Origin of the sequence: Variovorax sp., assembly GCF_035634955.1 — a bacterium.
Lineage (GTDB): Bacteria > Pseudomonadota > Gammaproteobacteria > Burkholderiales > Burkholderiaceae_C > Variovorax.
Map to the genome: position 1 here is coordinate 146,274 of NZ_DASQBZ010000032.1, position 24,581 is coordinate 170,854.

Sequence of the window (24,581 nt, forward strand, 5' to 3'; positions counted from 1 at the left end):
TCAGGGCACCAGGACGAGCGCGCCGGTGGTGGTGCGCGACTCCAGCCGGGCGTGCGCCTGCGCCGCCGCGTCGAGCGGAAAGCGTTCGATGGGCGGCGGCCTGATCGCGCCCTCGGCCAGCGCATTCCACACCCGCTGCGCGCGCTGCGCCGCCTGGGCCTGCGACGAGACGTAGTCGAACACCACCGGACGCGAGAAGCTCAGCGACTTGGCCACCAGTGCGTCAGGCGCGAGCGGCGCCAACGGGCCGCTGGCCTGGCCCAGGCTGATCCAGTGGCCGCGCCGGGCGAGGGCGGCCAGGTTCTCGTCCCGGGCCGCGTCGCCGAGCCCGTCGATGACCACGTCGGCGCCGCCGCACAGGCGCTGCATTGCGTCGGCAAAACGGTAGTCCCGGGTGACGATGACGTGTTCGCAACCATGCTCGCGCGCCACGCGCGCCTTGGCATCGTTCGACACGGTGCCCACGACCGTGGCGCCGAGCCGGCGCGCCCAATGGCAGACGAGCAGCCCGACGCCGCCCGCCGCCGCGTGCACCAGCAGCCGCGTGCCGGGCTGGACCCGGCCCAGGTCGTGCACGAGGTAATCGGCCGTGATGCCCTTGAGCAGCAGCGCGGCAGCCACCTCGTCCTCCACCGCGGCCGGCAGGCGCACCAGCCATTCGGCCGGCACGCTGCGCACGCCGCAATACGCGCCGGGCACGGGGCCGATGTAGGCCACGCGGTCTCCGGCCAGGAACCCGGTGACGTCCGGCCCGGCGTCGATCACGCTGCCGGCCGCTTCCATGCCGGGCACGCCTGGCGCGTCCGGCGCCACCGGCAGCATTCCCGGCACCCAGCCGCGGCGCAGGTACACGTCGATGAAGTTGATGCCGATGGCGCGCTGCCGCAGGCGGACTTCGCCCGCGCGCGGCGGCGCAGCGTCGACGTGCTCCGCGCGCAACACCTCCGGCCCGCCGTAGCTTTCCAGAACGACGCGGCGGGTCGGCAAGGGCAGGGCGGACGGCATGGCGCCGCCGGACGCGCCGCCCAGGTCGCCCGCCTGCAGCAGATAACGCCGAAGGTCCTCGAACCCGGCCTCGTAGACGCCCTTCGCCACCGCATCGCGCAGTTCGCGTTCCATGCCCGCCGGGGTGGCGAAGCTCGACTCCCAATGCCAGAAGGTGCGGTTGCCGTCGGTCACCGGCTTGAGCGTCACCGTGGCCACGTAGCGTTGCAACGGCAGCGTGGCCTCGACGATGCAGTAGGTGCTCTTGTGCTGGGCGTCGTCCAGCGTCAGCAGCTGTTCGCGGATGCGGTGGCCGTCCTTGAGCGTGAAACTGCGCACGCAGCCGACCTGGTCGCTGCGCTCGTTGCCTTCGATCCGGCTCGCCTCGACGGCGCTGTGCCACCGGTCGTGGCTGTTGAAGTCGCGCAGCACGGCCCACACGCGCTCGATCGGCGCGTCGATGACCGTGGAGCGGACGAGCTTGTGCAGCATCAGCGCAACGACCGCTTCAACGCGTCGAACCCGCCCTGGAAGACGCCGTTGCCGATCGTCTCGGTCAGTTCGCGCTCGCGGCCCGGCTCGCACTCGAATTCGGCGCTCCATTCCGCGAAGCAGCGCGCCCCGTCGGTCACCGGCGTGAGCTTGAGTGTGGCGACGTAGTTCGTCACGCCCATCGGGCTTTCCAGAATCTCGTAGGTGCAGCTGTATTCGTAGTCGGACAAGGCCAGCAGCCGCTCGCGGATCATGCCGCCGTCCTTGAGGTGGAAGTGGCGGATGCACCCGACGCGGTCGGCCGGCTGGCCGTTCTCGATCCGGCTGTCGGCAATGAGCGGATGCCACTGCGGCAGGCCGTTGAAGTCCCGGATGCGCGACCACACGTTGTCGGCGCTGGCATCGATGACACTGGACGTATAGACGTTGACCACGCGTCATTCCCTCTTTGCGCCGGCCGGCAGGGTGGCCTGCGCGCCGCTGGCGTCGCCGACCAGGCGCTGGATGTCGCCGCCCTCGATGCCGATCTCGCGCAGCAGCTGGTCGACCAGCGGCGCCTGCGCGCGAAAGCGCAATGCCGAGTTGACCAGCCCGTCGGCGAAGCCGCCGCCTTCCCCGTTGACCTGGCCACCCTGCGTTCCGCCCAGCCCGTCCACATGCATGATCTTGATGCTGTCGATGCGCTCCATCGGCCGCACCGATTCGCGGATGATGGCCTCGGCCTTCTCCACCAGCTTCATGCGCAGAGCCGACATGCGGGCTTCCGGCGTCAACATGTTGTGTGCTTCGTTCATCATCCGCGCCGCATCGGCCTCGATCTCGGCGCGCACGCGCATGGCCATCGAACGGATCTTCTCGGCGTCGGCATCCGCCTCGGCCTGGGCCCGGATGGCGGCGCCGCGCGCGCTGCTGGCTTCGCTCTCGGCCTGCGCCGAGGACGTCAGCCGCAGGGCGTCACGCTCGGCGGCCTGGGCCGCGGCAATGAGCTCGATGGCCTTCTTGCGCTCGGCCATCTCCACTTCGCGGGCGGTGAAGACCTTCTCCTCGGCAGCGACGGCGAGGGCGCGCGCGGCCTCCGCCTCGGCCACCGCCTCGCTCTGGGCCTTGCTCTCGCGCGCGACCGAGATCGCGCGCTGCTGCTCGGCCAGCTCGAGCGAGGTGCGGCGCTCGATCTCCGCGCTCTGGATGGCGCGCTCCTTGCCGATGCGGCCTTCCTCGAGGGTCTGCTCGGAGCGGATGCGCGCCGTGTCGATGCTCTGCCTGGCGACGATCTGCGCGCTCTCGGCTTCCTGTTCGCGCTGGGCCCGCTCGGTCGACACCTCGGCGCGCTGGCGGGCGCGGGCCATTTCCAGTTCGCGCTCCTGCGCCAGGCGCGCGTGCTCGCTCTCCCGGTCGATGTCGAGCGACAGCTTTTCGGCCTCGAGGTTCTTGTTCCGGATGGCGATCAACGTGTCCTGCTCGACGTCGTTGCGCTGCTTCTTGCGGTGCTCGATCTGCTCGGTCAGGCGCGTCAGGCCCTCGGCGTCGAAGGCGTTGCTGGGGTTGAAGAACTCCATGCTGGTCTGGTCGAGCTGGGTCAGCGACGCGGCTTCGAGTTCCAGCCCGTTCTTGGTCAGGTCCTCGGCCACTGCGTCGCGCACGCGCCTGACGTAGGCGCCGCGCTTCTCGTGCAGTTCCTCCATGGTCATCTCGGCGGCCGCCGTGCGCAACGCGTCGACGAACTTGCCTTCGACCAGTTCCTTGAGCTGTTCGGGCTCCAGGGTGCGCAGGCCCAGCGTCTGCGCGGCCGCGGCGACCGCCGCCTGGCTGGTGGCCACGCGGACGTAGAACTCGGCGATCACGTCGACGCGCATGCGGTCGCGCGTGATGAGCGCCTTGTCGCGCCCGCGGCTGACTTCGAGGCGCAGCGTGTTCATGTTGACGGGAATCACGTCGTGCACGATGGGCAGCACGAACGCGCCGCCGCCGAGCACCACCTTCTCGCCGCCGAGCCCCGTGCGCACGAAGGCCCGCTCCTTGGAGCTGCGCAGGTAGAGCCAGTGCAGCAGCCATACCGCGATCGCGACGACGATCGCGACCACCACCAGCACGAGAATGAATTGTCCGAATTGAGCGCCTGACATAGGTGTCGTCTCCAGTGATTCCGTTACCGCGTGATCTCGACGAAGCGCCTGGTCGTTTCGGTCAGGGCCACCTCGGCGGGCAGCCTTTCCATCGAACTCGCGCCGTAGAAGCCGGCACAGGCGGGGCAGTTGGCCAGGATGTACTGCGCGTCGGCCGGCGTGGCGATCGGGCCGCCATGGCACAGCACGATCACCTCGGGGTTCACGGCCCGCGCCGCCGCGGCCCATTCGTTGACGAGGGGGACGCAGTCGGGCAGCTTGAGGGCGGTGTCGGCGCCGATCTCGCCGCCGGTGGTCAGGCCCATGTGGCACACCACGATATCGGCGCCGGCGCCGGCCATGGCGGCGGCCTCGGCCGGGCTGAAGACGTAGGGCGTCGTCAGCAGGTCCAGCGCGTGGGCGCGCGCGATGAGCTCCACCTCGAGCGCATAGCTCATGCCGGTTTCCTCGAGGTTGGCGCGCATGATGCCGTCGATCAGGCCGACGGTCGGGAAGTTCTGGATGCCCGAGAAGCCGAGCGTGATGAGCCGCTGCAGGAACTCCTCGGGGATCATGAAGGGGTCGGTGCCGTTCACGCCGGCCAGCACCGGCGTGCGCTTGACCACCGGCAGCACCTCGTGCGCCATCTCGCACACGATGTCGTTGGCGTTGCCGTACGCCATCAGCCCCGCGAGCGAGCCGCGCCCGGCCATCCGGTAGCGGCCCGAGTTGTAGATCACGATCAGGTCGATGCCGCCGGCTTCCTCGCACTTGGCCGACAGGCCCGTGCCCGCGCCACCGCCGATGATCGGTCTGCCGGCGGCGATCTTGGCCCGGAAGCGTTCGAGCAGCGTGGTGCGTGCAATGCGCGGCATGGTGGTTGGTTCTCCCTTGTCTTGTCGTTCAGGCCTGCCGCATGCCGCCCGCGGGGCGGGACGCTGCGTCCTTCCATGCGACGACCAGCGCGTCGGCGAAGGCCTCGTCGTTGATGTGCAGCGGCAGGCGCTGCAGCTTGCGGTCGTGCCCGGTGCGAAAGCCTGCCTCGATGGCGGCGAACAGCGCGCGATCGGCCTGCGGGTCATGGAAGGGCTGGCCGGGCCTGTCGATGGCCGAGACGCCGCCTTCGGGGATGAGAAAGCGCACCGGCCCCCGCATCGCGTTGAGCTTGCCGGCGATGAATTCGCCGATGCGCCGGCATTCGTCGGCGGACGTGCGCATCAGCGTGACGTTCGGGTTGTGGCGGTAGAGCGTGCGCCCCTTGAAGCGCTCGGGCACCGAGTCCCAGGTGCCGAAGTTCACCATGTCGAGCGCGCCGCAGGAGCCGACGTAGGGCAGGGCGTGCCGGGCGAAGGCGTCCAGCCGCGTTGGCCCCGCCGAGAGCGTGCCGCCGACGATCTCGTCGGCGATTTCCGTGGTCGAGACGTCGATGGCGCCGACGATGAGCCCGGAATCGGCCAGCTTCTCCATCGACTGGCCGCCGACGCCGGTGGCATGGAAGACCAGGCAGTCGCAGTCTTCCTCCAGCCGCTTCGTCACGGCCTGCACGCACGGCGTGGTCACGCCGAACATGGTCAGGCCGATGGCCGGGCGCGCAACACCTGACCTGGCGGGCGGGTGCGCGATCATTCCGGCGAGCGCGTTCGCCGCATTGGCCAGCACCAGTTCGCTGATGCGGTGGATGCCCTGCACGTCGGTCACCGAGTACATCATGCAGATGTCGCTCGGCCCGACGTAGGGACGCGTGTCGCCGCTGGCCATGGTCGACACCATCATCTTCGGCACGCCGACGGGCAGGGCGCGCATGCCCTGCGTGGCCATGGAGGTCCCGCCGGAGCCGCCGGCCGAGATGATGCCGCCGAGATCGCGACGGGTGAGCAGGAAGCGCTCGAAGGCCTGCGCCATCGCCTCCATCGCGACGCCGCGGTCGCTGCCGAAGACGGCCGATTCGCCCTGCGGGTGATGCCGCGCGACCTCGCGCGGATGCACGCTCGCAGGCGAAGGCTTGCCGGAGGTCGACAGGTCGACCGTGGTGACCCGCATGCCGAGCCTTTCCAGGCACTGGCGCAGGAACGCGAGTTCGCGGCCCTTTGTGTCGAAGGTGCCGGCGACATAGGCGCAGCGGGCGGTGCCGGAGGCCACCGGGAACTCGAAGACCCTGGGCGCGCTGGCCTGGGGCGCATCCTCCACCGGTCCGGGCGGCTGCGGCGCCGCGCCGCCGTGGCGCGCCATGTCCCTGACCGGCGCTGCGGTGCTGCCGGCGTTCCAGCGCGTGAAGCCGCGCACCGTGCCGGGCGCCAGGTCGTCGAGGGACGGGGCCCCGTCCGCATGGGCGCGCCGGACCGTGAAGACCTGGGGCGGCGGCGGGTCCGCGGCGCCGCGCGCGTCGGCCGCCGGTTCGGATTCTTCTTCGTCGTCGCCGGAACGAACGCCCAGCAGCCGCTCTTGCAGCGCCTGGTCGGCGGCGAGCTGCGCGGCCGGCATCTCCCGCGCGATGCGTCCGTTGACCATCAGCCCGATGCGGTCGGCCACGGAGATGGCAACGCCGAGGTTCTGCTCGATCAGCAGCACGGCGATGCTTCCTTCGGCGGCAAGGTCGCGCAGCGCCTGCGCCACCTGCTCGACGATGACCGGGGCCAGGCCTTCGGTCGGCTCGTCCATGACCAGCAGGCGCGGGTTGAGCAGCAGCGCGCGGCCGATCGCCAGCATCTGCTGCTCGCCGCCGGACAACTGGGCTCCCCCGTTGCCGCGCCGCTCGGCCAGGCGCGGGAACATGGCGTAGACGCGGTCGACCTCGCTCCGCTTGCCGGCGACGAGGCGCAGCGTCTCGTCCACCGAGAGCGACGGCCACACGCGCCGGCCTTGCGGCACGTAGGCAATGCCGCGCCGGGTGATCTCGTTGGGCGCCAGGCCGAGGATTTCCTCGCCGCAGAGCCGGACGCTGCCGCGGGCAGGCACCAGTCCCGTGATCGCGTTGCACAGCGTCGTCTTGCCCATCCCGTTGCGCCCGACGATGCCGAGCACTCCGCGCTCGAGCGTCAGGCCAACGCCCTGCAGTGCATGGGCGTGGCCGTAGAAGACGTCGAGGCCGTCGACGGCCAAGACCGGTCCGCTGCCGGCACTCTTGCCGCGTTCGCCGCCGAACCAGGCCATCAGTGCTTGCTCCCCATGTAGATCGCCTGCACCTGCGCATCGCCTTCGATCTCGGCCGGTGTGCCGGTGCGAAGCTCGCGGCCGTTGTGCATCACCGTGACGCGGTCGACCACGCGCAGCGCGATGTCCAGGTCGTGCTCGATCAGCACGAAGCTCATGTGCGGCGGCAGGGAGCGCAGCAGCGCCACCAGTTCGCGCCGCTCGTGCGGCGACAGCCCCGCGGCGGGCTCGTCGAACAGGATGAGCCGCGGCGCGCCTGCCAGGGCCATGCCGATCTCCAGCTGGCGCTGCTGCCCGTGCGCCAGGTTGGCGACGCGCTCGTCGGCGATGTGCGTCAGCCGCGTGCGCTCGAGCAGGTCGCCGGTGGCCTGCGCCGAGGCACTGCCGGCGCGCGCGCGCAGGAAGCTGAACCGCCCGCTGGACACGCCGCGCACCGCCAGGAACAGGTTGTCGCGCACCGTCAGTTCGCGAAACAGCAGCGAAGACTGGTAGGTGCGCCGCATGCCCTTGCGGATGCGGTCCTGCGGCGACAGGTGGGTGATGTCCTCGCCGAAGAAATGGATGCGGCCGGACGTCGGCGGAAAGTCGCCCGTGATCGCATTGAACAGCGTGGTCTTCCCCGCACCGTTGGAGCCCAGGATGGCGTACTTCTGCCCGGCCGCGACCGTGAGCGAGACGTTGTCGACCGCCCGCAGCGCACCGAAGGCCCGCGTGACCCCGTCGAGCCGCAGCGCGTCGCCCGAGAGCAGCTGCACGGCGCCGGCCGCGGCCGCAGCCGCGTGCGCACCGGTGGCCGCGCGCGGGCGAAGCGGGGTGACCGACGCCATGCCTTCAGGTCCTGCAGTCGGGCACGTCCCGGGTACCGAGCCCCATCTTCCTGAACTCCGCCTCCGGCAAGCCCAGCGTCTGCGTGACGTCGGGCACGGTCTTGACCACCTTGTTGTAGAAGGAGCCGTCCGGCGCCTTGGTCACTTCGGTGATGTATGTCGTGCCGACGCCGTTGCGATTCGCGTCGATCCTCACGTCGCCGGCCGGGCCCTTGAAGTTGGTCTTCTGCAGCGCCTCGCGGTAGGCCTTCTGGCCGTCCGAAAGGTCGCCCTTCACCACGTCGAGCGCATCCAGCGTTGCCTTGGTGTTGATGTAGTACAGATAGGCGAACAGCGACGGGCTGGGAAAGCCGTCCTTGAAGTTGGCCTTGTAGTCGGCCACGAACTTCTTCCACTCGGGCGTGTCGATCGAATCGGCCATCGGGCCGGCCGACGCGGTGCCCAGCAGCGACTCGCGCCGCTTGCCCTTGTAGTTCAGCACCGTCTGGTCCACCGTGATGGAGCCGCCGACCATGGGCTTGTCGCCGCCGGCCTGCTCGTACTGCGTCAGGAAGTTGACCGCGTCGGCGCCGCCGAGCACCACGACCAGCGCGTCGACGTCCTTGGGTATGCGGGCGATCACCGAGGCGTAGTCCTTGGTGCCCAGCGGAACCCACGCCTTGTCGACCACCTTGCCGCCCTTGGCGCAGTAGCTGGCCATGAAGCCCTGCACCTGGGAGTACGGGAATCCGTAGTCCTCGGCGATCAGGTAGGTCTTCTTGTAGCCCTTCGACAGCACGTGCTCGCCCAGGCCGACCATCCACTGCGCGCCCTCGGTGTTGAAGCGGTAGAAGTTGGGCGCGGGGTCGCCCCAGGTGGCGGCCTGCGCGCCGGAAGAGCCGTTGACGAAGGTGACGTTCGGCTGCGTCTTGGCGTAGTTCTTGACCGCGATGCCTTCGTCGCCCGACAGCGGGCCGATCATGATGGCCACCTTGTCCTGCTCCACCGCCTTGCGCGTGGAGTTGACGGCCTTGTCGGGCGTGGCGTCCGACGAGACCTTGACGAACTCGATCTTCTTGCCGCCGGCCATCCCGTTCTTTTCTTTGAGCGCCAGGTCGGCGCCGCGCATGCCGTCCTGGCCCGGGGCTGCGAACGGCCCTTCCAGCGAAGCCAGCAGGCCGATCTTCAGGACCTCCTGCGCATGCGCGAATCCGCCGATCGACACCAGCGCCGCCGCAGCCACGATGCTGCGTGCGGACAAACGATTGCCTCTGCTCATGTCTCGCTCCTTCTTGTCATCGATGAATGCGGCCAGCGCCGCGGTTGGGGAAAATCGAGTTGCCCACGCGGTTGCACAGCGCCTGCCACAGGCCGAGCAATCCATCGGGCGAGAAGAGCACGATCGCGAGGAAGACCCCGCCGATCACGAGATTGAAGCGTTCGCGGTCGACCAGGTCGATGGCGAAGTTCTGGAGCAGCACGAAGACGATCGCGCCGATGAAGGCACCGATGGGGTGCCGCATGCCGCCGAGCACCGCAATGATGAGGATGTTGATCATTGCGCCGATGCCCACGGTGCCCGGGGAGATGCGGTTGTTGTACCAGACCATGAGAATGCCGCCGACCGCCGCGAGGAACCCCGCCACGGCATAGGCGGCCACCCGGTGCGCCGTCACGTCGAAGCCCAGCGCCTGCATGCGGCGCGGGTTGTCGCGGATGCCCTGCAGCGCGATGCCGAACGGTGCGCGGATCAGGTGCTTGATGAAGAAGTATCCCGCCAGCGAGCAGGCCAGCACCACGAAGTAGAAGGGCATGGGCGCGCGCAGGTCGACGCCCAGGAGCACCGGGGGCGAGACCTTGCTGAAGCCCTGGAAGCCGTTGAAGACGGTGTAGTTCTGCTGCGCGAGGTAGAAGAACGCCACGCCGACCGCCAGCGTGATCATGATGGTGTAGATGCCCTCGGTGCGCACCGACAGCCAGCCGATGCCGGCGGCCACCAGCGTCGCCAGTCCGATGGCCACGACCAGCGCAAGCCACCACGGCCAGCCCAGGCTGATGGCCGCGTTGCTGCTGGCGCCGAAGATCGCCAGCATGTAGGCCGCGAAGCCGGCCACGGTCATCTGTGCGAGCGACACCATGCCGCCATAGCCGCCGAGGAAGGTCAGCGACAGGGCGATCAGGCCGAGCGCGAGCGACTGGGCCCCGATCTGGAACGTGAAGAACGGCGTCGCGAAGAACGGGTAGGCGAGCACGAAGGCCAACACCAGCGCGTGGCGCCAGCGGATGGCACGGATCGAGGCGCGCGTGCGCGACCAGGCCGGCGCGGGCGCCTGCACCGGTGCGCCGGGCGGATGCAAGGCCGCGGCAGGCACGGCTGCGGCGCCGCGGCCGGCACGCGCCAGGTCGGTCGCCACGCCCGGCGAGTTCATGGCGCGGCGCCATTTCGCGGCGCTCAAGAGGCGGCCCCTGGAAGAAAGCCGCGCACGCATCCACCCGTCCGCGCGCTCATGCGTTCTTCCCCATCAGCCCGCGCGGCTTGAAGGCCAGCGCCACGACCATGATCACGAAGGTGAACACCACGCTGTAGGTCGGCGCATACGCCAGCCCGAACTGCTCGGCCAGGCCGATCAGCAACGCGCCGATGGCCGCGCCGACCACGCTGCCCATGCCGCCGACGATGACCACCACCAGCGATGCAAGGAGGTAGCGCGTGTCTTCGCCCGGCGAGATGGACAGCGCGGTGCCGCCGACCACGCCGGCGAGCCCCGCCATGCCCGCGCCGATCGCGAAGGTCAGCGCGAACACGCGCTGCACGTTGACGCCGGATGCTGCGAGCATGCCCCGGTCGTCCACGCCGGCGCGGATCATCATGCCGATGCGCGTGCGGGCGAGCATCAGCCACAGCCCGACGCCGATCGCCACCGAGGCGACCAGCACGAAGAGGCGGTACGTCGGGAACTTGTTGACCAGCGGCAGCGTGGTCGAGCCGTAGATCCACGCGGGCGGATCGAACGTGTAGATCTCGGCGCCCCAGATCCACAGCGCGACGTCGGCCAGGACGATCGACAGGCCGATCGTCACCAGCGTCTGGCGCAGGTCCTGCCCCTGCATGTGGCGGAAGATCAGCAACTGCATCAGCAGGCCCAGGACGGCCGCGGCCAGGAAGCCCGCGAGCACCGCCAGCACCCAGGAGCCGGTGTGCTCGCCGACGTACCACCCGATATAGGCGCCGATCAGGTAGAGCGAACCGTGCGCCAGGTTGACGTTGCGCATCAGCCCGAACACCAGCGTGAAGCCGCTCGCGACGAGAAAGTACAGCGACGCGAGCGTGAGGCCGTTGAGGAAGGTCTTGAGGAACAGCGTGTGGTTGTCCCACAGCGCCCACACGACGAAAACGGCGACCGGCACGCCGAACAGCAGCCACAGCCCCAGCCCCCGCCTGCTCACGCGGCACGCTCCCATTGGCGCTGCGACGCGATCTCGGGCGCCTTCGCGAACTCGCCGTCCTTCATCACCGCCAGGATTCGCTTGGGGTCGCGCAGGATCGACAGGTTGGCGAGCGGGTCGCCGTCGACCAGCAGCATGTCGGCCAGGTAGCCTTCCCGGATGACGCCGAGCTCGTCCGGCTTCATCATGACCTGCCCGCCATACAGCGTGGTGCAGCGGATCGCCTCCATCGGCGTGAATCCCAGGTACTTGACGAAGAACTCCAGGTCGCGCGCGTTCTGGCAGTGCGGCGTGAAGGCAAAGCCGTAGTCGCCGCCCGGCAGCACGCGGATGCCGCGCTTGTGCATTTTCGACAGGGACACGCAGGCGGCCTCCCACTCGGTCTCGTAGCCCATGTCGCAGGCCATCGCGTGGGTGATGCCCCAAGGCTCGGCTTCGTACAGCATGGCGTACAGGATCGCGATGCCGGGCGCGACGAAGACGCGGTCCTTCGCGGCCTCGAGCATGTCCAGCGCCTCTTCGTCGACGAAGCTGGCGTGGTAGATGAGGTCGATTCCATGGCGCAGCGCCTGCTTGACGCTCTCGGACGAACGCGCGTGCGCCACGCCGCGCTTGCCCCGGATCTTGACCTCGCGCATGGCGGCGGCGACCTCCTCGTCGAGCATCCAGGCGGTCTCCGAGGGCGACTGGGGCGTGAAGTTGTCACCCGAGAGGTTGAGCTTGATCGAGTCGACGCCGTACTTCAGGAACAGCCGCACCGCCTTTCGCATCTCGTCGGCGCCGCTGACGTTCACGCCGAAGCTGAACTCGGGGAAGGGCAGGTGCGGCAGGGTCTCGTCGCCCAGGGCCCCGAGCACGGTGATCTCCTGGCTCGCGGCCAGGTAGCGGGGGCCGGGGATCTGGCCGGCGTTGATCGCGTTGCGGATCACCACGTCGAGCCGCGCCTTGGCGCACGCGGCGCCGACGCACGAGGTAAAACCCGCCTGCAGGTAGCGCCTGGCGACCTTGGCGCACCACAGCACGTGTTCCTCCAGCGGCATGGTCTGGATGGCCGCCAGCGTGGCCGCGTCGTTCCAGGAGAAGTGCGTGTGGGCCTCGCACATGCCGGGCATCAGCGTGGCGCCCGCGCCGTCGATGACCTGCGCGCCGCCCGGCGAGATCGGCGCCGTGCTGCGCCCGACCTGCCGGATGCGGTTGCCACGCACCAGCACGCTGCCGGGGTAGGGGTTCTGGCCCGCGCCGTCGAGGATGCGGACGTTGGTGAAGACGACATCAGCCATGACATCTCCTGTGCACAGGCGGGTGCGCCACGTCAGGCCGCCCACCGGGTCATCTGCTGGCGCCGCACCGGCGGCGCGCGATGGAACTCGCCGTCCTTCATCACGGCCAGGATGCGCGACTTGTCCTGGAGCACCGTGATGTCGGCCAGCGGGTCGCCGTCGATCAGCAGGATGTCCGCCAGGTACCCCTCGCGGATGTAGCCGAGCACCTTGCCCATGCGCATCATCGGCCCGCCCCAGGCGGTGGCCGACAGCAGCGCCTCCATCGTGCTCATGCCGACGTACTTGACGAAATACTCCAGGTCCTTGGCGTTGGTGCCGTGCGGCGTCCACGCGAAGCCGTAGTCGCCGCCAGGGAGGATGCGGATGCCGCGCCTGCGCATCGCGCGCATGCTCTCCACGGCCGCCTCGAGTTCGCGGTGGTAGCCCATCTTGCGCGTGACCTCCGGCGTCAGGCCCCATTGGCTGGCGTGATGGCAGGTGTTGATCAGCCAGGCCAGCCCGGGCGCGATGAAATGCTCGGTCTTGTGCGCCTCGAGCATGTCGAGCGCCTCGGTGTCGGTGAAGCTGGCGTGGTAGATCACCTCGATGCCCTGCGTCACGCATTGCTTGATCGCCCAGGTCGAACGCGCGTGCGCCGCCACGCGCTTGCCCCAGTTCTTTGCTTCCTCGACGCAGACGCGCACTTCCTCGGCGGTGAACTGGCTCGACTCGCTCGGCATGCCGGTGATGGATTCGCCCGAAAGGTTGATCTTGAGGGAATCGACGCCGTACTTGCAGAACATGCGCACGCAGCGGCGCATTTCCTCGGCGCCGCTGACGATCGCGCCGAAGGCGAACTCCGGCTGCGGCAGGTGCGGCTGGGTGGTGTCGCCCAGGCCGCCCGGAACGGTGATCTCCTGGCTCGCCGCCAGATAGCGCGGGCCGACGATGGTGCCGTCGTTGATGGCGTTGCGGATCACCACGTCCAGGCGCGGCTTGGCGGTGGCGGCGCCGACGCAGCTGGTCCAGCCCATGTCGAGGTAGCGCCGGGCCACCTCCGCGCACCACAGGATGTGCTCTTCCGGCGGCATGCGCTGGATCGCGTCGAGGCTGGGCTGGTCGTTCCAGGAGAAATGCGTGTGCGCCTCGACCATGCCCGGCATCAGGAAGGCGCCGGCGCCGTCGATGACCTGCGCGCCGCTGACGGGCGTGGATCCGCGCCCGTACCCGGTCTTGACGACGCGCGAGATCCGGTTGCCTTGCACCAGCACGTCGCCGGTGAAGGGCGCCTCGCCGCCGCCGTCGAAGATCCGTACGTTGGTGAACAGCACGTCTGCCATGTTCAGCTCCTCGCGTGGGCCTGCAGGAACTCGCGCAGCTCGCGCCGGCATTCCTCGGGCCGTTCGATGGGTGTCCAGTGCCCGCAGCGCGGGAACACCACCACCCGCGTGCTGGCGGCCCGGTGCAGCTTGTCGGCCATGGCGCGCACCGCCTGCGGCGGCGCCACGCCGTCCTCGTCGCCGGTGACGAGCAGCACCGGCGCGGTGATCCGGTCGATGGCGGCGGGCTGTGCCGCGGCCAGCGCCTCGCAACTGCGCGCGTAGTTCTCGCCCTCCTGCCGCATGAGGCTCTCGCGCACGTAGGCCACGGCAACCGGCATGCGCTCGCGCGTGTCGGCCGAGATGGAAGCCTGCAGCAGCGCCTGCGTGATCTCCTGCATGCCGGCCGGGCCTTCGCGCGCCTTGGCGGCGCGCGCCGTGATGGCCGTGCGTGCGGCATCCGGCGGTGCGATGAGCGGGCCGAACATCGCCAGGCCGGCCACGCGCTTCGGATGGTCCGCGGCGATGTGCTGAAGCACGATGTTGCCCATCGAATGCCCGACCCAGTGCGCCCGCGCCACGCCGAGCCGGTCGCAGATGTCGAGCATGGTCGCGGCGTAACGCTCGATCGTCAGGTCGCCTTCGGCGCGCTGCGAGCGGCCGCTGCCGGGCAGGTCCACCCGGATCACCCGGTGGCGTGCCATGGCGGCCATCAGCGGCGTGAAGGTGTTGGTGCTGCCGCCGAGGCCGTGCACGCAGACGATGGCCGGGCCTTCGCCTTCATCCTCCACCGCGATGCGATCGATGATCTGGAGCGTCATGATTCGAACCTGTTCTCGATGGCGCCGATGCCGTCGATCTCGACCCGCACCACGTCGCCGGACCTGAGCCACTGCGGCGGGTCGAGCCCCATGCCGACGCCCGAGGGCGTGCCGGTCGCGATCACGTCGCCCGGGTGCAGCGTGATGCCGCGCGAGCACGTCTCGATCAGGGTGGGGATGTCGAAGATCATGTCTCGCGTCAGGCCGTCCTGCCGCAATGCACCGTTGACCCAGCCGCGCACGCGCGTCGCGCGGCCGTCCATCTCGTCGGCGGTGACGATCCACGGCCCCATCGGGCAGAAGGTGTCGAAGCTCTTGCCGAGGTCCCATTGCTGGTGGCGCATCTGCACGTCGCGCGCCGTCACGTCGTTGAGCACGGAATAGCCGAACACATGGTCCATCGCATGCGATGCCGGGATGTCCCGGCCGCCGCGACCGATCACCACGGCCAGTTCCGATTCGTAGTCGATCTGCACGGATACGGCCGGCGATGGCAGGCGCACCGCGTCGTGCGGGCCTATCACGCACTCGCCGAGCTTGCCGAAGACGATGGGCCAGGGGTCGCTTTCGGGCATGGCCTGGCGGAACACCGTGCCGGCGAGCTCGGCCGCGTGCGCGCGGTAGTTGCGCCCCACGCAGAACAGGCTGCGCAAGGGGCGCGGCAACGGCGAGCGCAGCGTGACCACTTCGACCGGAAGCCGCGTGCCCGAGGGCTGCGGCAGGGGCGTGCCTTGCGCCAGCGCCTGGATCAGCGGCAGCACGCCGCGCGATGCGTCGCGCACGCCCAGCGGCGTGGCTTCCCGCCCATCCGGCGAGATCGTGCCCACGTAATCGCGACCACCCCAATTCCAGCTGGCCAGACGCATTGACTTTGTCTCCATGGCGCCCCGCCGGTCTTGCTGCGTTGCGCCAGCCGCCGCGAGGTCTCGGAAGTCATACGGAAGTCGGGTTTGAGACTTGCGTCTCAAACTGGGATGGCTGCATCATATGGCCCGGGATCCGAAATTCACAAGAGATGCAGAGGGCTTTGGCGCTCCGTACAAACCCGATGGCGAGACTGAAACACAAGCTGAGCGAGCCCCCCAAACCACCCGAGCGCGGCGTGCGCGCGGCCACCTTCGGGCTGCTGCTCGACACGGCCATGGCCATCATCCGGGAAAGCGGCCACATCCCGTCCGTTGCCGAATGCGCGGCACGGTCGAAGGTCTCGCGGGCCACCGCGTACCGCTACTTTCCGAGCCGCAGCGCGCTGGTCACCGCGGTGATCGACAGTTCGCTCGGCCCGGTGCGCAAGCTGGCGTCCGACAACCCCAACGGTCGCGAGCGGGTGCACGAGCTGTTTGCGCAGACCTTTCCGCGCTTCAAGGAATTCGAGGCGCAGTTGCGCGCCGCCGCGCAGCTGTCCCTGGAGCAGTGGGGCCTGGAGCGCGCCGGCCTGCTCGAAGAGGAGCCCTACCGGCGCGGGCACCGCGTGCGCATCCTCGAGCATGCCATCGAGCCGCTCGCGCCGTTGATGCGGCCGGGGGTTCGCGACCGGCTGCACCATGCCCTGTCGGTCGTCTACGGCATCGAGCCCTACGTGATCCTCAAGGACATCTGGGGCCTGCGCGACCGCGAGGTCGAGAAGACCGCGCTCTGGATGGCCGATGCGCTGATCGACGCGGCGCTGCGCGAATCGGAGCAGAAGCCGGTCAAGCGCAACGCCGCATGACGATGCCCGGCATGCCGGGCAAGCGCGGCGCAATGCGCCCCGCTAGGGCTTGATCGCCACTTTCAGCACGCCGTCTCGCTGGTTGGCGAACAGGTCGTAGGCGGCGACGATGTCATCGAGCCGGTAGTGGTGGGTCACCAGCAAGCCCAGGTCCACGCGGCCCGAGGCAACCACATTCATGAGCCGCCGCATGCGCTCCTTGCCACCCGGACAAAGGGCGGTGGCGATCTGGTGATCGCCCAGGCCGGCGGCGAACGCCGACAGCGGAATCCTCAGGTCTTCGGAATAGACGCCCAGGCTGGACAAGGTTCCCCCCGGCTTGAGCACCCGCAGTGCTGCCTCGAACGTGCCTTGCGTGCCCAGCGCCTCGATGGCCGCGTCCGCACCCCGGCCGCCGGTGAGCTTCATGACTTCGTCGACCACGTCGCATTGCCTGAAGTTCAGCGTGACGTCGGCGCCCATCCTGGCGGCGATGTCCAGCCGGTGCTCGTTGCCGTCGACGCCGATCACCGTGGTGGCGCCGAGCAGGCGCGCGCCGGCGGTTGCGCACAGCCCGATCGGGCCTTGCGCGAAGACAACGACGGTGTCGCCGATCCTGATTCTTGCGTTCTCCGCGCCCTTGAAGCCGGTGGACATGATGTCCGGGCACATCAGCACTTGCTCGTCGGTCAGCCCGTCCGGGATCGGCGCCAGATTGGCTTGGGCATCGGGAACCAGGACGTACTCCGCCTGGGTGCCGTCGATCAGGTTGCCGAAGCGCCAGCCGGCCGTTGCCTTGTAGCCGTGGCAGCCGCAGCGTCCCGAAGGCACGAGATAGCTGCCGTCCTGGGAGGGTGCGCCGTCCTGCGCCGCGTACGAGTTGAAATTGGGGCAGATGGCGCCGGCAACCACGCGCTGGCCTTCCTCGTAGCCCTGCACGGCGCTGCCCAGCTTCTCGATCACGCCGACCGGTTCGTGCCCGATGGTCAGGCCGCTGGCGACCGGATACTCGCCGCGCAGTATGTGCACGTCGGTGCCGCAGATGGTCGTCGTCGTGATGCGCACCAGCGCGTCATTGGGTCCCACGTCCGGAACCGGCTTGTCGGCAAGCTCGATCCTGTGGCGTTCGACGAAGACGGCGGCTTTCATCATGGCTGACATGGAGAACTCCTCGATCGGGTGAAGGCGGGCCGCGGCGGGCGATGCAGATGCATGCCTGCGCACGGACTGTAGGAGTGCGGCTTCCAGTGCGGTTTGCGCTGGATCAAGCCGGCCACGGATGACGGGGCCATCCTTGGCGATCGGCAAGGAGAAATCATGGGCATTCAGTGGACGAGTTGCGGCTGGACAGCGGACGGTGCACAACCATGAGCGCGGGCGTGGAAATCGTCAACAGCATCGAGGAGTCGAAACGGCTCAACCGGCTTGCCAACCCGTCGAGCGCGCCGACCGGCACCGTCGAGGACCCCGGCGCCGATGGCCTGAGCGATGCGCAGGCTGCGCAGCGGCAGCGCAGTTTCGGTCCCAACGTGCTGCCGGCTGCCGGACGCAAGCCGCTGTGGCGCATCGGCTGGGACGCGCTCACGCAGCCGATGTTCCTGCTGTTGCTGGCCACCGCGGCCGTCTATGCGGTCCTGGGCGAACTCGGCGATGCCGCGATGCTGCTCGCTTCCGTGCTGCTGGTGGGGGCGCTGTCGATCTTCCAGGAGCAGCGCACCGAGCGCGTGCTGGAGGCCCTGAAGGACTTGTCGAGTCCACGGTGCACGGTGGTGCGGTCGGGCCGGGCCCTGAGGGTGGCCAGCCGCGAGCTGGTGCCGGGCGATCGCCTGCTGGTCAATGAGGGAGACCGGCTGGCGGCCGACGCACGCCTGCTGCCGGGCCATGCGCTGCAAGTGGACGAGTCTCAACTCACCGGCGAGTCCATGCCGGTCGCCAAGCTGGCGGACAACTGCGCCGACGCGGCGCGACTGCACGCAGGCAGCCTGGTCGTGCAGGGCGATGGCGTTGCGCTGGTGACGGCCACTGGCGCGGCCACGGCGCTCGGGCGCATCGGCAGCGCAATGGCGCAGATGCGCCCGCGGCCGAGCCGGCTGCAGGACGACCTGCGCCGGCTGGTGCAGCGCGTGGCCGTGCTGGCCATGGCCACCTGCCTTTTCGCGGCGGCGCTGTTCGCCTGGCGCGAAGGCTCATGGACTGCCGGGCTGCTGCTGGGCCTGACCTTGGCGATGTCCTTGATTCCGGAGGAGTTCGCGGTGGTCTGGACCGTGATGCTGGCACTGGGCGTCTGGCGCCTGGCGCGCGCGCAGGTGCTCACGCGCCGGCCGCAGGCCATCGAAGCCCTGGGCACGATCACCGTGCTGTGCGTCGACAAGACGGGCACGCTGACCCACAACCGCATGCGGCTGACGGCGCTGCACGATGGCGTGGCCGGCATCGACCCCGGGACGCCTGAGGCCTTGTCGCCGGCGCATCGCGCACTGCTGTCGGTGGCGCAGCAGGCCAGCCTGGCAGAGGGCGTCGAGCCGATGGACCGGGCGGTGTACGAGGCGGCCCGGCACGCAGGACTGGCGCCGCCCGATGCAGGCTCCGCCGGCGCGCGGCGCGGCGTGCGCGCCGGCGCGCCCTACGTGGTCCGGTGGTGGCGAGATGGGGCGGGCGGCTCGCAGACCGCGTGCGTCAAGGGCGCCCCGGAGGCGGTATTGGCGCGCTGCGATGGGGAGCCGTCCTTCTTGCGGGCACTGGAGAACACGGCCGCGCAATGGAGCGCTACGGGACTGCGGGTGCTGGCCGTGGCCCGGGGGGTTGCCCAGGCACCGGGCGAGGATGGGGCGCTGCCTGCGCCGATGCGCCTGCAGGCGATGGGACTGCTCGGGTTCATGGACCCGCTGCGCGAGCAGGTGCCCGCGGCCGTTGAAGAGTGCCGCCGCGCCGGCGTCCGCGTGATCATGATCACCGGGGATTCGCCGCAAACCGCGGAGGCGATCGCCAGGCACGCGGGACTTTCCGGCGGCCCTCCGGTGACCGGGGCTCAGCTGGCCGTCATGGATGAAGCGGCCCTGCGTGCCAGCCTTCGCGGCACCTCGGTCTTTGCCCGCATGGATCCGGCGCAGAAGCTGCGCATCGTGCACGCCTTGCAGGCCAGCGGCGAGGTCGTCGCCATGACCGGCGACGGCGTCAACGACGCGCCGGCCCTGCGCGCCGCCGACATCGGCGTTGCCATGGGCCAGCGCGGCACCGACGTGGCGCGCGAGGCCGCGGCATTGGTGCTGCTGGACGACAACTTTGCCTCGCTGGTGGAGGCCGTGCGTGCCGGGCGGCGCATCTTCGTGAACCTGCGCAAGGCGCTCGGATACCTCTTCGCCGTCCATGTGCCGATCGTCGGCGTGGCGCTTATGCCGGTGTTGCTGGGCGGCCCGGCTTTGCTGCTGCCGCTGCATGTGGTGCTGCTGGAACTGCTGATCGATCCCGCCTGTTCGCTGGTTTTCGAAGCGGAGCCACCGCCCGACGACATCATGCGCCAGGCGCCGCGCGCGGCGGGCGAGACCCTGTTCACCCGCGGCGCCGCGCTGCGCGCCGTGGCGCTGGGCGGCGTTGCATTCCTGGCCGTCGCGCTGGTTCAGTGGCTGCTGCAGCGGCAGGGGGCGGAACCGGAGCACCTGCGCCTGGCCAGCCTGGCATCCATCGTGGCGGGCAACCTGCTGCTGCTGGTGTGGTTCCGGCGCGGGGCTTGCGGCCATGCGCGCGACAACCGGGCGTTTCATGCGCTGCTGCTGGGCGTGTGTGCCGTGGGCGCGCTGCTGCTCGGGGTGCCGGCGCTGGGCGCGCTGTTCGGGCTTGCGGCAGTACCGCCGGCCTGGGCTGTTGCGCTGGCGGCGCCGGGTGCATGGGCAGCCTGGCAGGTTGGGCGCGGCCGTCGGCCGTCGGCTGACGGGCATGCGGCATGAATTCGCCTCCGGCGCGGGCAGGGCGACGCCGGCTTTCCACGCCAGGCCGCTCAGGCCCAGCCGCCACCCAACCCGGTCATCTCGTCGACCAGCACCGCCTGGACCAGGCGCAGGTGATTGTCGGCGCGCAGTGCCTGATCGAGGACGCCGTCGCGGGCCCGCAGCGACCAGTGTTCGGGCTTCGTCGCGTCGACCTCGAATGTGGCTTCGCTGGGAAACCGGCCGTCTGCGTCGGCAGGCCGGACGGCGAAACCGAGGCCGCGCGCCGACGCAGCGAACGCCTCGGCGCGCGGGCTGCCGGCGCCGCCGACCAGGTTGACCGACGCCGGCGCATGCGCGGCCAGCGGATGCTCGAGCAATGTCATGACGTCGGCCAGGATGGCCGCCTGATGCGCCTGGCTGCCCAGGTCGACCATGACCGGAACGCCGGCGCGGCGGGCAATCTGCAGCGGAACCGGTGGCGGCAGGCACTCGCAGGCGATGGCGTCGTACATCCGGCCCAGCGCGTCGCCCAGGAAATCGATGGCGCGCTCGGGCGGGTCGGCCCGGTGGGCGTAAGTCACCAGCGCCACACGGGCGCCGAGCTGGATTGCCGCTGCCTGGAGCAGTGCTGATTCCGGCCCGGGACGACAGCTCATCAGCACAGCCAGGTTCTTCTCGCGCAATGGCTGGTAGGAGGGGCGGACGCGCAGCTCGGCGCGGACGCGCCGCGCTGCCGCGAGCAAGCCCAGCATGGCGTCCGCGTCTGGCGCGCAGGGCGATGGCTGTCGCAGCGCGGAGAACGAAAGGAAGGAGAGCACGTCCGCCACATTAGCGAGCCGCCGTGTGCAGCGCTTGATCGCCGTCAAGCGAGGCGGCACTCACCAAGACACATTGCGGTCACAAAGTATTGACGCACTGTTACCCAAGGCCGGGGAACTGTCGCCGGGGTGTTGCAGTGCCTTCCTACGCTTGCGTCCAGTCCCCCCACCAGGAGCGAGCCATGAACGAAGGTATTCCGACCAGCGCACCCGAAGGCGTCGATGTTCGCAGCATTTCCGGCATGCTCGAGCTGCTCCGGCAGACCGTGCCGATCACGAAGCGACTGGTGCACGCCGGCGACACGGTGTACCGGGTGGGCCAGGAGTTCGCCTGCCTCTACGTGGTGAATTCGGGCTTCTTCAAGCAGGTCAACCTGTCCGGCGAAGGACGCGAACAAGTCGTGGCGCTGCACTTCAAGGGCGACTGGATGGGCCTGTGCGGCATTGCCGACGGCCACTACGCCTGCGACGTGGTGGCCATGGACACCGGTGAAGTCTGGGCGATACGCTACGACGCCCTGCTGCGGGCGGGGCTGCAAACGCCCGCCTTGCTGTCGGCGTTGCACGCCGCCATGAGCCGGGCGTTGACGCGCGACCATGACTGCCTGCTCTCGCTGTGCACTTTGCCGGCCGATGCCCGGGTGGCCGCTTTCCTGCGCTACTGGGCCGACGCCCTGGACCAGCGCGGGCTGCGTACCGACCAGTTCACGCTGCGCATGACACGCGCCGAGATCGGCAACTACCTTGGCATGACGCTCGAATCGGTCAGCCGCGCCCTGTCGCGACTCGCTCGCGGCGACGTAATCCGCTTTACCGACAAGGCGCGGCGCGACATCCACATTCCGCAGGTCGAGGCGCTGACCCGTTTCATCCAGTCGGGCAGCACGCCGCTGGGGGCGGCCGTTCACTAGGTGCCTGCAAGCGCCCGCAACATGGCCTGCTGCAGCGCGTCCCGCGTATAGGGCTTGGGCAACAGTTCCCATTCATGGGCGCCGTCGAGCAGCCCGCTGGAGTAGCCGGACATCAGAAGAACCGGCAGCCCGGGCAACTGGGCGCGGGCCACTTCCGCCAGTTCGGTGCCGCCCATGCCGGCGCCCAGCACGACGTCGCTGAGCAGGAGATCCACTGGCGCGTCGGAATCCAGAACGTCCAGCGCTTGCTCGGCACTGGCGCAGGCGACGACCTGGCACGCCAGCGAGCCCAGGAAATTCGCCACCACCTGCCGCACTTCGCCGTCGTCCTCGACGAGCAGCACACGCAGGCCAGGCGGTAGTTGGCGGGCGCTTTCGGTCCCGGGCGCGGTGGCGGTCTCGGTGGGCGGCTCGACCCGTGGAAGGTAGACGGTCACAGTGGTGCCGGCGCCGGGGCGGCTGTCCAGCGCGACCGTTCCGCCCGATTGCCTGGCGAAACCGTAGACGGTGGACAGGCCCAGGCCTGTTCCACGGCCGGCCTCCTTGGTGGTGAAGAACGGCTCGAAGGCACGCTCGCGGACCGACTCGGGCATGCCCATGCCGGTGTCGGCCAGCGCGATGGCCACGTAACCCCGTGCCGCCGGGGGGATCGGGCCTTCGGGCGCGGGCCCATGCGGGAGAGCATCCACCGCGCGGCAGGTGATGGCAAGGCTGCCGCCCTGGGGCATGGCGTCGCGCGCGTTGATGGCGATGTTCAACAGCGCCGACTCGAGTTGGCCCGGATCGGCCAGGCAATACACGGGCTGGGCGTCGAGCGTGATCGTCACGCGCTGGTCGAGCGTGCGGCGCAGCATGTCGGTCAGCGAGTGCAGCAGTGCCGGCGTGTCGACCGTCATGGGCTGCAGCACCTGCCGCCTGGAAAATGCCAGCAGCTTGGCGGTGAGTTCGGCGGCTCGACGGGTGGCGCGCGAGGCCGCGCCCACCACCTGCCGTACCAGGGGGTCATGCGCATGCACCGGCGCATCCTCCAATACCTGCAGGTTGCCGGAGATGACCGTCAGCAGGTTGTTGAAGTCGTGTGCCACGCCGCCGGTGAGCTGGCCTACCGTTTCGAGCCGTTGCGCGTGCTTGAGCGCCTCTTCGCTGCTGCTGCGCTGCAAGGCGGTGGCCAATATGTTCGAAAGCGCCTCCAGGAAGCGCACTTCGTCTTCGCCGAAGCGGTGCGGGTTGCGCGATCGCACCGTCAACACGCCGAGCGTGCGGCCGCGGTCGGACAGCGGGACCGAAAGCTCGCACAGGAAGCCGGCATCGCGATAGGGGATTCCGAGGGCGAAGGCCCCGTCGCGGGAGTGGCCGTTGACGACCACCGGACGGCCTCGCATCGCGACTTGGGCGGCAGGCGAGTCCGGGGCCATGGCCAGGCGGTGGCCAATGGCTTCGCCGGGGAGCAGGCCTACCCCGGCCGCGATGCGAAGCCAGGAGCCGCCGGGCTCGAGCATGAGGATCTTGGCCATCTCGACCTGCAATGCCTGCGCTACCAGCGCCGGTGCTCTCGCCATGAGGATGTCCATGTCCGGAACGTCCACCGCCAGGCGGCCGAACTCGGCCACGTGCTCGGCGTAGCGTGCGCGCTGCAGCGCCTGTTTCACCCGTGGGTATTCGGCCACGCTGCGGATGGCGGCGACCACGTAGGGAAGGCCATGCTCGACCAGAGGACTGAGGGCGATCTCGACCATGACCTCGCTGCCGTCCCGGCGGCGGGCCACCAGGTCCATCTGCGTGCCCATGGGCCGGCGGCGGGGTTCGGCGGCATAGGCCTGCCGGTAGGCCGCGTGGCGCGGCCTGATCGTGTCGGGCACAAGTTGCTCGACAGGCAGGCCTTGCAGCTCCTGCAGCGGATAGCCGAGCAGTTCAAGTGCCATCGGATTGGCAAGGCGGACGATGCCCTGGCCGTCGACCAGCAGCAGCGCATCGGGATAGGCGGCAAAGATCGAGCGGAATACCGCTTCGTCCTCCAGGCCCGGCAGCGATGGCCCGGCGGACATCAGCAGGCCTCGACTTTCGGCACGAGGATGTACCCGGCACCGCGCACCGACTTGATGATCTGCGGGTTGTTCGGGTCGCGCTCGATCTTGCGGCGCAGGCGCCCGATCTGCACGTCGATGGTCCGGTCGAAGGGACCGCCGTCGCGCCCGCGCGTGTGTCCGAGCAGGAAGTCGCGCGAGAGCACTCGGCCGGGATGGGTGGCCAGTGCGCAGAGCAGGTCGAACTCGCCGCTGGTGAGCGCCACCTCGTTGGCGTTGCCGTCGACGAGGCGCCGCGCCGCGGGGTCGAGCCGCCAACCGTCGAACCGCAGGACGGCATTCGTGGCAGGCGCAGGCGCCGGCGCGGCCACGGCGGTGGCGGGGGCGAGCCGGCGCAGCACCGCCTTGATGCGCGCCAGCAGCTCGCGCAGGTCGAAGGGCTTGGTGACGTAGTCGTCGGCGCCGACTTCCAGGCCCACCACCTTGTCGACCGAGTCGCCGCGGCCGGTGACGATCACCAGCCCGCAGTGCCAGTGCTCGCGCAACTGGCGGGCGATGGCGAAGCCGTCTTCGCCCGGCAGGCCGAGGTCGAGCAGCACCAGCTGCGGCGGATCGGCCGCCATCAGCTCCAGCAGGGCAGCGCCGCCGTGCACCTGGCTCACGCGAAAGCCCTGGCCGCCGAGGTAGCTTGCCAATAGTTGGGTGATGTCGGCCTCGTCGTCGAGAACCGCAAGGTGGATGGCTGGTTGGCTCACGCCGGCGATGGTAGTTCGCGGCGCGCCGCGCTTCAATCCGCGCATGCACGCCCATACCGGCGCATCGGCGACCG

20 protein-coding genes and 1 pseudogene are annotated in these 24,581 nt (G+C 69.7%); 3 read left to right on the forward strand and 18 right to left on the reverse strand.

All coding sequences use genetic code 11. From position 1 onward, the window contains the following. The 14 genes and pseudogenes from VES41_RS21520 to VES41_RS21585 form a co-directional block, all read right to left on the reverse strand. The gene (locus VES41_RS21520) at positions 1-1,476 is read right to left on the reverse strand and encodes an SRPBCC family protein (RefSeq protein ID WP_324821321.1); all 1,476 of its coding nucleotides are present in this window, start codon (positions 1,474-1,476) and stop codon (positions 1-3) included. After that, positions 1,476-1,910, reverse strand: coding sequence for an SRPBCC family protein (locus VES41_RS21525; protein ID WP_324821323.1), 435 nt, complete (start codon positions 1,908-1,910; stop codon positions 1,476-1,478). The genes VES41_RS21520 and VES41_RS21525 overlap by 1 nt, the downstream gene beginning before the upstream one ends. A 3-nt stretch (positions 1,911-1,913) precedes the next feature. Continuing rightward, complete coding sequence (locus tag VES41_RS21530; RefSeq protein WP_324821325.1) at positions 1,914-3,599, reverse strand: flotillin family protein; 1,686 nt, start codon at positions 3,597-3,599, stop codon at positions 1,914-1,916. Between the two features lie 23 nt (positions 3,600-3,622). Then, positions 3,623-4,453 (reverse strand): phosphoenolpyruvate hydrolase family protein, encoded by an 831-nt coding sequence (locus VES41_RS21535; protein WP_324821327.1) that lies wholly within the window; start codon positions 4,451-4,453, stop codon positions 3,623-3,625. Between the two features lie 28 nt (positions 4,454-4,481). Beyond that, positions 4,482-5,717, reverse strand: a complete 1,236-nt coding sequence (locus VES41_RS21540; protein ID WP_324821760.1) for a Tm-1-like ATP-binding domain-containing protein — start codon at positions 5,715-5,717, stop codon at positions 4,482-4,484. A 516-nt stretch (positions 5,718-6,233) separates the two neighbouring features. Beyond that, a pseudogene (locus VES41_RS21545) lies at positions 6,234-6,728 on the reverse strand (ABC transporter ATP-binding protein); the annotation flags it as partial. Next, a complete protein-coding gene (locus tag VES41_RS21550) occupies positions 6,728-7,555 on the reverse strand; it encodes an ABC transporter ATP-binding protein (RefSeq protein ID WP_324821329.1) in 828 nt (275 codons plus the stop codon). The pseudogene VES41_RS21545 and the gene VES41_RS21550, both read right to left, overlap by 1 nt. Before the next feature lie 4 nt (positions 7,556-7,559). After that, a complete protein-coding gene (locus VES41_RS21555) occupies positions 7,560-8,813 on the reverse strand; it encodes an ABC transporter substrate-binding protein (protein ID WP_324821331.1) in 1,254 nt (417 codons plus the stop codon). A 16-nt stretch (positions 8,814-8,829) separates the two neighbouring features. Further along, on the reverse strand, positions 8,830-9,990 hold the full coding sequence (locus tag VES41_RS21560; protein ID WP_324821333.1) for a branched-chain amino acid ABC transporter permease: 1,161 nt from the start codon (positions 9,988-9,990) through the stop codon (positions 8,830-8,832). Between the two features lie 49 nt (positions 9,991-10,039). After that, on the reverse strand, positions 10,040-10,981 hold the full coding sequence (locus VES41_RS21565; protein ID WP_324821334.1) for a branched-chain amino acid ABC transporter permease: 942 nt from the start codon (positions 10,979-10,981) through the stop codon (positions 10,040-10,042). Beyond that, entirely contained in the window at positions 10,978-12,261 is a 1,284-nt protein-coding gene (locus tag VES41_RS21570; RefSeq protein WP_324821336.1) for an amidohydrolase family protein, read from the reverse strand. Before VES41_RS21570 ends, VES41_RS21565 begins: the two co-directional genes overlap by 4 nt. Positions 12,262-12,293: 32 nt before the next feature. After that, positions 12,294-13,583: an amidohydrolase family protein gene (locus VES41_RS21575; protein WP_324821338.1), complete on the reverse strand. Its 1,290-nt coding sequence runs from the start codon at positions 13,581-13,583 to the stop codon at positions 12,294-12,296. A 2-nt stretch (positions 13,584-13,585) separates the two neighbouring features. Beyond that, positions 13,586-14,383: an alpha/beta hydrolase gene (locus tag VES41_RS21580; RefSeq protein WP_324821340.1), complete on the reverse strand. Its 798-nt coding sequence runs from the start codon at positions 14,381-14,383 to the stop codon at positions 13,586-13,588. Beyond that, the gene (locus VES41_RS21585) at positions 14,380-15,249 is read right to left on the reverse strand and encodes a fumarylacetoacetate hydrolase family protein (RefSeq protein ID WP_324821762.1); all 870 of its coding nucleotides are present in this window, start codon (positions 15,247-15,249) and stop codon (positions 14,380-14,382) included. The genes VES41_RS21580 and VES41_RS21585 overlap by 4 nt, the downstream gene beginning before the upstream one ends. 182 nt (positions 15,250-15,431) lie before the next feature. Here VES41_RS21585 and VES41_RS21590 point away from each other — a divergent pair, with 182 nt between their 5' ends. Beyond that, positions 15,432-16,094: a TetR/AcrR family transcriptional regulator gene (locus tag VES41_RS21590; protein ID WP_324821342.1), complete on the forward strand. Its 663-nt coding sequence runs from the start codon at positions 15,432-15,434 to the stop codon at positions 16,092-16,094. Positions 16,095-16,136: 42 nt separating this feature from the next. On the opposite strand, the gene VES41_RS21595 is transcribed toward VES41_RS21590, so the two are convergent. After that, positions 16,137-17,234: an NAD(P)-dependent alcohol dehydrogenase gene (locus VES41_RS21595; RefSeq protein ID WP_324821344.1), complete on the reverse strand. Its 1,098-nt coding sequence runs from the start codon at positions 17,232-17,234 to the stop codon at positions 16,137-16,139. Positions 17,235-17,440: 206 nt separating this feature from the next. On the opposite strand from VES41_RS21595, the gene VES41_RS21600 reads away from it, so the two are divergent. After that, a complete protein-coding gene (locus VES41_RS21600) occupies positions 17,441-20,017 on the forward strand; it encodes a cation-translocating P-type ATPase (protein ID WP_324821346.1) in 2,577 nt (858 codons plus the stop codon). 50 nt (positions 20,018-20,067) lie between these two features. On the opposite strand, the gene VES41_RS21605 is transcribed toward VES41_RS21600, so the two are convergent. Further along, positions 20,068-20,751, reverse strand: a complete 684-nt coding sequence (locus VES41_RS21605; RefSeq protein ID WP_324821348.1) for a hypothetical protein — start codon at positions 20,749-20,751, stop codon at positions 20,068-20,070. A 248-nt stretch (positions 20,752-20,999) separates the two neighbouring features. Between VES41_RS21605 and VES41_RS21610 the strand changes: the two genes are divergently transcribed. Then, a complete protein-coding gene (locus tag VES41_RS21610; RefSeq protein WP_324821350.1) occupies positions 21,000-21,728 on the forward strand; it encodes a Crp/Fnr family transcriptional regulator in 729 nt (242 codons plus the stop codon). On the opposite strand, the gene VES41_RS21615 is transcribed toward VES41_RS21610, so the two are convergent. Together VES41_RS21615 and VES41_RS21620 are read right to left on the reverse strand one after the other, a co-directional pair. Further along, positions 21,725-23,773, reverse strand: a complete 2,049-nt coding sequence (locus VES41_RS21615; RefSeq protein WP_324821352.1) for a PAS domain S-box protein — start codon at positions 23,771-23,773, stop codon at positions 21,725-21,727. The genes VES41_RS21610 and VES41_RS21615 overlap by 4 nt on opposite strands. Beyond that, a complete protein-coding gene (locus tag VES41_RS21620) occupies positions 23,773-24,507 on the reverse strand; it encodes a response regulator transcription factor (RefSeq protein WP_324821354.1) in 735 nt (244 codons plus the stop codon). The genes VES41_RS21615 and VES41_RS21620 overlap by 1 nt, the downstream gene beginning before the upstream one ends. Positions 24,508-24,581 lie beyond the last annotated feature (74 nt).

What these genes read in the sequence shown, in the direction of transcription:
- VES41_RS21520 (WP_324821321.1), bottom strand. Translation starts at nt 1,476, where the DNA reads ATGCTGCACAAGCTCGTCCGCTCCACGGTCATCGACGCGCCGATCGAG.
- VES41_RS21530 (WP_324821325.1), bottom strand. Translation starts at nt 3,599, where the DNA reads ATGTCAGGCGCTCAATTCGGACAATTCATTCTCGTGCTGGTGGTGGTC.
- VES41_RS21535 (WP_324821327.1), bottom strand. Translation starts at nt 4,453, where the DNA reads ATGCCGCGCATTGCACGCACCACGCTGCTCGAACGCTTCCGGGCCAAG.
- VES41_RS21550 (WP_324821329.1), bottom strand. Translation starts at nt 7,555, where the DNA reads ATGGCGTCGGTCACCCCGCTTCGCCCGCGCGCGGCCACCGGTGCGCAC.
- VES41_RS21555 (WP_324821331.1), bottom strand. Translation starts at nt 8,813, where the DNA reads ATGAGCAGAGGCAATCGTTTGTCCGCACGCAGCATCGTGGCTGCGGCG.
- VES41_RS21570 (WP_324821336.1), bottom strand. Translation starts at nt 12,261, where the DNA reads ATGGCTGATGTCGTCTTCACCAACGTCCGCATCCTCGACGGCGCGGGC.
- VES41_RS21575 (WP_324821338.1), bottom strand. Translation starts at nt 13,583, where the DNA reads ATGGCAGACGTGCTGTTCACCAACGTACGGATCTTCGACGGCGGCGGC.
- VES41_RS21580 (WP_324821340.1), bottom strand. Translation starts at nt 14,383, where the DNA reads ATGACGCTCCAGATCATCGATCGCATCGCGGTGGAGGATGAAGGCGAA.
- VES41_RS21585 (WP_324821762.1), bottom strand. Translation starts at nt 15,249, where the DNA reads ATGCGTCTGGCCAGCTGGAATTGGGGTGGTCGCGATTACGTGGGCACG.
- VES41_RS21590 (WP_324821342.1), top strand. Translation starts at nt 15,432, where the DNA reads ATGGCGAGACTGAAACACAAGCTGAGCGAGCCCCCCAAACCACCCGAG.
- VES41_RS21595 (WP_324821344.1), bottom strand. Translation starts at nt 17,234, where the DNA reads ATGTCAGCCATGATGAAAGCCGCCGTCTTCGTCGAACGCCACAGGATC.
- VES41_RS21600 (WP_324821346.1), top strand. Translation starts at nt 17,441, where the DNA reads ATGAGCGCGGGCGTGGAAATCGTCAACAGCATCGAGGAGTCGAAACGG.
- VES41_RS21605 (WP_324821348.1), bottom strand. Translation starts at nt 20,751, where the DNA reads ATGCTGGGCTTGCTCGCGGCAGCGCGGCGCGTCCGCGCCGAGCTGCGC.
- VES41_RS21610 (WP_324821350.1), top strand. Translation starts at nt 21,000, where the DNA reads ATGAACGAAGGTATTCCGACCAGCGCACCCGAAGGCGTCGATGTTCGC.
- VES41_RS21615 (WP_324821352.1), bottom strand. Translation starts at nt 23,773, where the DNA reads ATGTCCGCCGGGCCATCGCTGCCGGGCCTGGAGGACGAAGCGGTATTC.